Genomic DNA, 9,137 nt, shown 5'->3' with positions numbered 1-9,137 from the left:
AGGCATACGAGATCGGTGCTGTCGAACCAGTGAGGATAGGGGAACCACATGAACGAGACAATGCCGTCCGCTCCGGAAATGCAGCCGCAGCAGGACAACACTCAGCCATCGCAACCTGTGGTGCAGCACAATAGCCTGCAGCCCGATACGTCATCCAATGCGCATCAGCCGCAGCCGCAACCGCAACCGTCCGATCCGCGCCCGACACAGCATTCCGGTCCGGGACGCGATTGGCTGGCCATCGCCCGCCGGCGGTTCTCGCTTATCGGAGCCACAATCGTGGCCATGATGCTGATCTGGCTTGTGACGGCCGAGACAGGTGGAGCCATCCTGCGCTCGGTATTCGGCGATGATGCGCCGATGTGGGCGACGGTCCTGGTCTCTTCGGGAACGATATACCTGATCGCCATGCCATTGAGCATGCTCATCGCCACGCGCGTGCCGGTGTTGCGCACCGCCCAATACCCCATGCGCGCCGGTGAGTTCTTCCGGATCTTCATCATGGTCGTGGCAGTCGGATACGTCGGCAATATTATCGGCACGGTACTGTCGTTGGTGCTGAGCCGGGGACAGTCCTCGAATCGAATCATCGACATTCTCGCCGGCGGTGACTGGTGGGTCAATGTGCTGTTCCTCGTCGTGCTCGCGCCGATTTTCGAGGAGTGGATGTTCCGTCAGCAGCTCATCTCCCGGTTGCGTCGATATGGCGAAAAGACGGCGATCCTGTATTCGGCTCTGGCGTTCGCTCTGTTCCACTACAACCTGTACCAGTTCTTCTACGCCTTCGGCATGGGCCTCCTCCTCGGGTACGTGTATACGCGCACCTCGCGTCTGCGTTATCCGATACTCATGCACATGTTGTTCAATCTCAACGGTTCGGTGGTGGGGCCGCTGATCATCCGGCAGGTCGATCCTCACTTCTTTGACGGTTCCATGAGCAACGAGGAGCTTCTGCGTTTGGTGCAGACGGCGGATGCAAGGCTGACCGGACTCGGTTATTACTCCCTCTACGTCATGGTGCTGCTTGCGCTGACCATCGCCGGCATCGTGCTGCTCATCGTCAAGCGCAAGAGCTGGGAGTTCTACACGGCACCCGAGGAACTGCCCGCAGGGCGTGTGGCGCGTACGGCGTACGGCAACATCGGCACGATCAGCTATCTGCTGCTCACCATAGCTCTGACGGGTGTGGCGCTGCTGATGTGAGCCGATTCCTTCGGGCCGGCCGGTCGTTGGGACTGACGGAATCGTATCCGGATTGCTTCCGGATTGCCTCTGGATTGTACCCGGGGGCTGCGATTGAGGCCGACAGCGTTGATACAGCGATTACAGCAGATATGGCAGTGGCTCCCTCTCATCGGAAGGGAGCCACTGCCATATCTGCGCTAGCGGGGTATCATGCCCTGTCGGAACACGGGGACGTGGTCACAGATTGTGGGCCGAGCCGCCGTCCTCCACCAGATAATCCGGCGCGGGCGTGGCGATGGCCCGTGCGGCGCGGTCGCGCGCGGTCGAAAGCAGTACGCCGGGGCGCACGAACAGCAGCACCTGACCGGTCATGCCGTACGGCGAGAAACCGGTGAACTTGACCAGCGGCGGCTGCCCCTCGAGGGCCATATCGGCGGTGGCCTGCGTGACGCGCGCGAGGATGTCGCGGCTCACCTCGGCCGGGTCGCTGGAGACCTTGGCGGTGAACTCAAGCGTCACCATGCCCTCGCTCGACGGCGTGAGCTTGGTCAGGGCCGCGGTGTTGAGGATGGAGTTCGGGATGACCATGCGGTCGCCGCCACGCGTCTCGATCATCGAGTGACGCCAAGTGATGTCCACCACGGTGCCGGTGGTGCCTTGGATGGTCACCAGATCGCCGGGCTGGATCACACGGCCCAGCATGAGTCCGAAGCCGCCGATCACGTTGGCGATGGTGTCCTTAAGGCCCAGCGAAATCGCCACACCTCCGATGCCGAGGGCGGTGACCAGTGTGGTGGGGTTGATGCCAAACACCGGTTGCAGCACCATCGCCACCGCCGCCGTCCAGATCACCACGCGCATCAGGTTGATGAAGATCGAGGCACTGGGGATCTGCGACTTGTCGAGCGCTTTGCGCAGCAGTCGGCTGACGATGTGGTTGGCCACGAACGCCACGACCAGCACCAGTACCAGCCAGATGAGCTTGCCGGCGTTCGTCTGCAGCCAGCCTGCCATGAAGTTTCTGAAATCGGTCATATGGCCACCGTAACAGCCCGGCGGAACAGGTTTGCCTTGAGCCCGGCGGTGACAGAGCCGATCGGTGGACCGGGACTGTCACCGCATAGGCCGCGCTGGTATGCGTAGGTCCGGCAAACGCGGGGAGCTTATTGCTGCTGGTGCTCGCGACAGGTTTGGCCGAGGCCGCGCGCCAGACGGATCGGATCGAGGATCTCGTCAAGCTGCTCGGCGGGCAGATCGGTGCGCTCGCCGGCCACCTCGCGCACGGTGCGGCCGGAGCGCACGGCCTCGGCGGCGATGTCGGCGGCGGCCTCGTATCCGATGTAATGGTTGAGGGCAGCGGAGATCGACGGCGAGTACTGCGCGAATTCGCGGCCGCGTTCGATGTTGACCTTGATACCCTCCACGCAGTTGGTGCGGAAGATGGTCATGGCGTTGGTGAGCAGCGACATACCGCTCAGCAGTTCATGGACCATCACCGGGTCGAAGGCGTTGAGCTGCAGCTGCCCTTCCGCCACGGCCCAGTTCACGGTCACGTCCATGCCGAAGATCATGAAGCAGCACTGGTTCACGCATTCGGGGATCACCGGATTCACCTTGCCCGGCATGATGCTCGACCCGGCTTGGCGCGCGGGCACGTCGAGGTCGTTGAAACCGCAGCGCGGGCCGGAGTTGAGCAGGCGAAGGTCGTCGGCGGCCTTCTTGAGGTGCACGGCGAGGCTTTTGATCGCGGCGGAGGTGGCCACGTATGCGCCCATGTCGGTCATCGCGGCCACCGGGTCGGGTGCGGCGGTGACGGGCAGGCCGGTGATGCGGCCCAGATGGTCGATGGCGGACCTGCGGAACCGGAGATCCGCGCAGATGCCGGTGCCGATGGCCGTGGCGCCCAGATTGAGCTGGGCGAGCAGTGGCACCACACGGTCGAATGCGGCGAGATCCGACTTCAGCAGCGTGGCGAAGGAGTGGAACTCCTGGCCGTACGTGATCGGCACGGCGTCCTGCAGCTGGGTGCGACCGATGGTCACGTCGTTGACGTGCTTGTCCGCGAGGTCGTGGAAGGCGCGTGCGAGCTTCTTGGTAGCCTCGGCGAGCGGGCCGATCGCGTCGATGAGCGCGAGCTTGCAGGCCGCAGGGTAGGTGTCGTTGGTGGACTGGGACTCGTTGACGTCGTCGTTCGGATGGATGTAGTGGTAGTCGCCGCGCGGATGTCCCGCGATCTCCAGCGCGCGGTTGGCGATCACCTCGTTCATGTTCATGTTCGAGGAGGTTCCGGCGCCGCCCTGCATCACGTCCACCGGGAACTGGTCGGCCAGTTTGCCGGCCTCGATCTCCAGGCACGCCTGACGGATGGCCTCGGCCTTGTCGTGGTCGAGCAGGCCCAGTTCCTCGTTGGCGATGGCGCACGCGCGCTTGACTGTGGCGTAGGCGCGGATGAGCTCCGGATGCTGCGCGTCCGTGATGCCGGAGACCGGGAAGTTGGTGATGGCGCGCTGGGTGTGGATGCCCCAGTAGACGTCTGCCGGCACCTCCAGCTGGCCGATGCAGTCGTGCTCGAGGCGGGTGGCGGCGGGATTGGCGGTCGATGGATCGGTGGTCGATGGGCTGATGGTCGATGGATCGGCGGCCTTGGCAATGGAGATGGTGTTCGTCGTTTCACTCATGATTCCATTGTCCCGTCGCCGGCGCCGAAATGCCAGAAGACGTGGGTAGTTGCGCCTTGTGAGAAACCTCACCAGTATCGTCTAGCGGCGCCTGCGCTGTTGGGCGTCATCGGCAGACGTGCGTGTCGTGAGCGGTGAGGCCTTGCGCATTATGGGCGAAGATGCGGTTCCAATGGGCGAGCATGTCCTCGCGGCTCATGGCCAGATAGGTGCCCATGGCCAGTACGGCCACGTCCTCCTTCAGCAGGTCCTTGAGCTCGATGGTGTCACTGAGCTCCGGCCAGCGCCGTAGCACGGCGAGCAGTCCGCCGACGGTGAATTCGACCATGAGGTCGGTTTTCAGGTCAACGTGTTCCGGATTGAGCTGAAGCATGCTGAAGAGCTGCAGTCGGGCGAAATCACGCAGGGATTCGGTCAGGTCCAGCGTGCTGTGAGGGCCTGCGAGCAGGGCCAGACGGTCAAGTCGCTGGCGTTGCTCCGGGTCGGAGAGCAGGGCGGTGACCCGCTCGCTCCACTGCTCCTCGGCGTCGCCGTTCGGGTCCGGGCGGTGCTGGACCGTGCTGGACTCCACCTGATGCAGGATGGCGGAATCGGCCAGTTCGGGAAGGCTGGAGAAGTGGTAGTAGAACGAATTGCGGTTCACTCCGGCCTCACGCACTACATCCGTGACGGTGATCTTACGGTAGTCGCGGTCGGCGAGGAGCTCCCAGAAGGCGTTCTCGAGGCGTTCCTTGGCGGGCAGGACCTCGGAATCATGGCGTGGGCGTGGCATTGGTCCTCCTTGTGCGGTTCTTGCGCTGTGGGCCGGGCTCGGTCTGGGCGGGCACCGGTGCAGGCCGGTCACGCGCGACGGTCCGGGGCCGCATGCATTGGCTTACGGTTTTCACCGTTCGCTTGCCTGCTGTGCGGCCTGTGGGTATGACGTGAGTCCGAGCGGATGCGGGTGGTCAGTCTGTCTAATAACTCAGTTTATTATACAGTATAACCAATTTACTGGTGAGCGTGGGTGCGTGGGTCTCTTCGGCTGAAAGGAGGGTTATTGATCGCTTCGGTCTGGTGCGTCCGCTTTTGGTCAGCACGCTGGCAGTCCTGACCAGAAACGGACGCAAATCGACCGCGGGGCGTCCGTTTATGGTCAGGAAGACTGAACTGCTGACCATAAACGGACGCTGAGTGCCTTCTGGGAGTCCGTTTCTGGTCAGTAGCGCTACATTCCTGACCATAAACGGACGCTTGGGATTATTGAGGTGCGGATAGGCACACGGGTGCAGACGTTCGCCGCAGGTACACCCGCGCGCGGAACCATGGCTTAGGCTGCGGATGATGTCGAGCTGGGGGAGTCTGGGGCGGATGGGGCTGGGGCTTGCGAGCCATGCTGGGATGCGGGGGCGGCCGTCGTCGCGTTGGGGTCGATGCCTTCTGCGGACGCGATGGCGTCCGTTGCTGGCGCTGGTTCTGCAGCGGGCGCAACGGATGGCGCGTCGGATGGCGCGTCGGATGGCGAAGTCGCGGACTCAGTCGCAGATGTCCCGGCCGTCGCCGCTGGCTTGCGCTTGGTGGCGGCTGCCCTGAACAGAATCGCCATTGCCTCGGTCAGATGCCGCCGGTCTTCGGGTGTGAGCCCCACGTAGGCGCCCAGCATGGAGGGGATCGCGGCCGGAAGATTGCCCATCAGATCGCTGAGCCGGGTGGCGCCGTTGGCGTGCAGCACGCGGAACAGCGCGTCCACGGCCCGCTCGCGTTGTTCGGGAGTCAGGGAGACCACCCACTGATTGAGTCGCTCGTTGAACAGCTGCGAACTGGAGCTGAGATCCGGCTCGGTGACGAATTGGTCGCCGTTCACCAGCCAAGTATGCGACGAATGCTGCATGATGCCGTCGGAATCGGACGCGACCACGCGGCATGGCTCCGGCGTCTCGAAAATCATGCCGACGATCGACGAGCTCGGCACGATCTTCGTCACCTTCGGCTGTATCGCCCGATAGGCCGGACTGGTCACGATCTCCTGCGGGAAGCCGGGGCCGTCCAGCGAATAGACGTGCTGGATGCGACGCTGGACCTTGGCGTCGGCGTTCATCGCCGCGTAAACCGCGAGATTGCCGCCTTTGGAATGGCCTGTTAGGATGATTGGCCCGGCCCACAGGCGCGCCACCGTGTCCAAATAGGCGCTCGCCGCACGTTGGGCCGGAACCGGGTACTGGAAGGACATGTTGAAGTCCTCTTTCCAGCCGATGAACGAGTCGTCGGTGCCGCGGAAGGAGATGACGAGTGTGCCTTTGCGTGTGGGATTGCGGCGGCTGCGTCCATCCGGCAGCTGAAACGTCGCGGCGGCGAACTGTGTCTGCTCGCCGCGATTGACGTGCTCGACCACGGCGCCGAGGCGCACGCCGGCGAATCGCGGGGACTTGGCGCATGTTCGGAACAGGGCGTGGGTCAGGCTCGGGTCGAGGACCGAGACCACTTGCTGCTCATGGGGCTTGTCGTTCTCCTCGTTGGCGGTCGATTGATGCAGCTTCTGATTGGCATCGGCAATGCTGATCGATTCCATCATCGGGTGCCACAGCGCTCTGAGCCAGAGAAGCGGATGCTCGGGCTCGAACGAGCGGATGCGAGACGCGAACGAGCCGTCTGCGGATTGGGGGTCGGATTCGTCCAGCGCCAGCGTAGGGCAGATGCGGGCCACGTCCTCGTAGATCAGCGTGCCGAAAATCAGCGCATCCACCTCATTGAGCGGCAGCTCGGCAAACGAGCGCTCCTCAGTGCGCACATAATCAGCGATGCTGGCCATGCTGCCCTCCTTTGGCTGTCGATTCGTGGCCATCTCGGCGGAGTCTGTGGTTCGTGTTCCTCCGCAGAGCTTCGGGGCGTGTGGGCTGCTTCAGTCGGTAGCCGTTTATGCGCTGCGGATGTCGTATTGCAGAGTGTATGACTACACTGTGGCATGCCTTCGCGGGCCCGTGGCCTCTTACCGGCAAAATTCTACGATTTCGGCCAGCATGGCTTGCTGGTGGTGCTCCCTCGGCGAACGTCGCCGGGCGTATTCCCGCCATGAAGCGGAATGATGTTGGATAATGCGTGAGGTTGCTGGCGCGGTACTTGGCGAATGGCGTTGTATGGGGGATGTGACGTTCGGTCTGCCGCGCATCCGCCCTACAGGTCAAATCGGGAGAGGTCGACGCCTTCGTGCTCGAGGAGGGCGGCTTTGATGTCCAGCCGGCCGCCGTAGCCGCCGAAGGAACGGCCTGCGCCGACCACGCGATGGCAGGGCACGATGATGGTGATCGGATTGCGTTTCACCGCACCGCCCACGGCCTGTGCGGCCATGCGTCCGCCGCCACGGCGCTCGGCCAACTCCGCAGCGAGCTCGCCGTATGACACCGTCTCGCCGTAGGGGATTTCAGCGACCAGATTCCACACTTCGCGTTGGAACGGAGTGCCGGTCGGCCTGAGTGCGGGCGCCGAAGCGAGGGCCGGGCGCTCGCCGGCGAAATACGCGGCAAGCCATTCCCTCGTTTGCTTGAACACTTCGATATGCTGCGAGTCGGTCGCATTGCAAGCGTGCGGGTCGTGGTTGTGGTTGTAATCGTGCTTGTTGGCGTTGGCGTTGGCATGTAAGGCCGGGTGCTGCTTCTCATTCGGCGCAAGTGGTGAGACGGCATGCCGTTGCTGTTCATGCTGCTGTTCGTGTTGCTGTTCGCACGAGAACGCGGGGCGAACGGTGGTCTTGCCGCTCGAGGTTGTGTTTTCGCGAATGCCGGTGAGCTCGATTGCTTCGGCGGTCGAGCCGGGGTGCGCCCACCACCAGTCGTCGAGACACAACTCGGTCAGGGATGAACCATCCGAAGTCATGATCATCCTGCCGATGGGGGTGTCGATCGTGGCGTGTGCCACATGTGGCATCGGCCGTTGCGCCAACTGTGTCATGACCACCATTATCCGCTCGGCTGCGGGCGAATCGGTGGCATCAAGGCTTGGCAAGTCGTCGATTGTCGGCCTATTTGCGTTGCGAAGGGTAGGTACACCGGTTGTGCAGTTAGCTATCTGCGTTGTAAGGGGTACATACCCAAGTAGAAGACCGTGCAAAACCGCGGAATACCGTAGCGGTTGTGGCTCTTATACTCTCGATAGCGGGAGCAAGGTACCCCTTGCAGCGCAGATAGCTGTTCGCGGAAGTGGAAATGTACCCCTTACAACGCAGAAACCCTCCTGACGATGTGCCGGATGTCCCAGTGTCCCGCGTCAGAGGTTCGTCTACGGATTCGCCGCCTCGCCCTACGCCGCTGCGACGTGATTTGCGGCATGCTCGGGAGCGGCACCCTCTACCGGGAACAAACCCTCGTCGCCTGAAACCAACCGACACAGGCCATGGCAACGAACCGCCAAGGGCAAGGCAAAGCACGCCCATCACAAAACCGACCCGGGCGAGACACAACAACCCCTCACAAGGTTGACAAAAACAGAGGCTTGTGCTGTTTTCGTGGGTTAGGTTGTGGGCTTTGGTAGTCGGATGTCGAGGCCGCCGCATCGGAGCATGACCAGGGCGATGAGGTTGTCCACGTGGTGGAAGCCGTAGGCCATGCGGATGGTGACCTTGATCCTGTTGTTGAACGCCTCGAGCCTGGCGTTGGAGTAGCCCAGCTCGATCGTGCGCAGGATGTCGGGCCGCCGCCTGCGGATCTTTCTGGAGAGCTCGACGATCTCGGGGATGCGGCTGTGGGACGCCCAGAACACCCAGTGTTTGAGTTCCGCGGTGGCCTGTCCGATCGGGTGTTTGAGCAGGTTCCTCAGCAGTTCCTTGAGCTGCCATGCGCGGTAGAGCTGTCCCTTGGGATCCGTGTTCCTCAATGCGGCGAGGGATTCGTCCTGCCGGTCGGTGAGATGGTCGGGGTTCTTCAACACGGCGTATTTGACGCCGCGCATGCGCTTGACGCCCTCCTCGTCGCCGCCGCGCCTCGCGTCGTTCCACAGGCGCTTCCTGACGTCGTCGAGCGCGCCGGTCATCCAGCTGACGATGTGGAAGCCGTCGAGCACGCGCTCCGCGTCCGGGCACCATTCGTGCACGCACGAGTCGATCCACTTCGCGCCGTCGCCGGTGACGACCCGGATGGATGCGCGCTGCCCGGGGGTGAGCTGCCTGAAGAACAGGTCGAACACGTCCCTGCCGTACCCGTCGTGCGCCCATATCACCCGGCGCCGTTCGTGGTCGACGACGACGGTGATGTACGTGTGGCCCTTCCTGTAGCTGGTCTCGTCCACGCCGATGGCGTGCAGCCC

The 9,137-nt window shown here is 63.2% G+C and carries 6 protein-coding genes and 1 pseudogene; 1 reads left to right on the top strand and 6 read right to left on the bottom strand.

Annotated elements, in window-relative coordinates; all coding sequences use genetic code 11:
- Positions 1-48 precede the first annotated feature (48 nt).
- Entirely contained in the window at positions 49-1,203 is a 1,155-nt protein-coding gene (locus BG22_RS09140) for a CPBP family intramembrane glutamic endopeptidase (protein WP_258186310.1), read from the top strand.
- Positions 1,204-1,422: 219 nt separating this feature from the next.
- On the opposite strand, the gene BG22_RS09135 is transcribed toward BG22_RS09140, so the two are convergent.
- From BG22_RS09135 to BG22_RS09110, 6 genes and pseudogenes are all read right to left on the bottom strand, one after another.
- Positions 1,423-2,220, bottom strand: coding sequence for a mechanosensitive ion channel family protein (locus tag BG22_RS09135; protein WP_140494987.1), 798 nt, complete (start codon positions 2,218-2,220; stop codon positions 1,423-1,425).
- 128 nt (positions 2,221-2,348) lie between these two features.
- Positions 2,349-3,863 carry an aspartate ammonia-lyase gene (locus tag BG22_RS09130; protein WP_258186308.1) on the bottom strand — a complete coding sequence of 505 codons (1,515 nt, stop codon included), beginning with the start codon at positions 3,861-3,863 and terminating at the stop codon, positions 2,349-2,351.
- 106 nt (positions 3,864-3,969) lie between these two features.
- Positions 3,970-4,635, bottom strand: a complete 666-nt coding sequence (locus tag BG22_RS09125; RefSeq protein WP_140494985.1) for a TetR/AcrR family transcriptional regulator — start codon at positions 4,633-4,635, stop codon at positions 3,970-3,972.
- A gap of 537 nt (positions 4,636-5,172) precedes the next feature.
- Complete coding sequence (locus BG22_RS09120; RefSeq protein ID WP_140494983.1) at positions 5,173-6,651, bottom strand: DUF2974 domain-containing protein; 1,479 nt, start codon at positions 6,649-6,651, stop codon at positions 5,173-5,175.
- A 362-nt stretch (positions 6,652-7,013) separates the two neighbouring features.
- Positions 7,014-7,388 (bottom strand): annotated as a pseudogene (locus BG22_RS09115) (methylated-DNA--[protein]-cysteine S-methyltransferase); the annotation flags it as partial.
- 957 nt (positions 7,389-8,345) lie between these two features.
- On the bottom strand, positions 8,346-9,137 hold a 792-nt coding region (locus BG22_RS09110), incomplete at its 5' end, for an ISL3 family transposase (protein WP_140494981.1).

The sequence above is a fragment of the Bifidobacterium sp. UTBIF-78 genome (assembly GCF_006408945.1).
In the GTDB taxonomy this organism is placed as follows: domain Bacteria; phylum Actinomycetota; class Actinomycetes; order Actinomycetales; family Bifidobacteriaceae; genus Bifidobacterium; species Bifidobacterium myosotis.
This window is presented reverse-complemented; position numbering and strand designations above follow the sequence as displayed.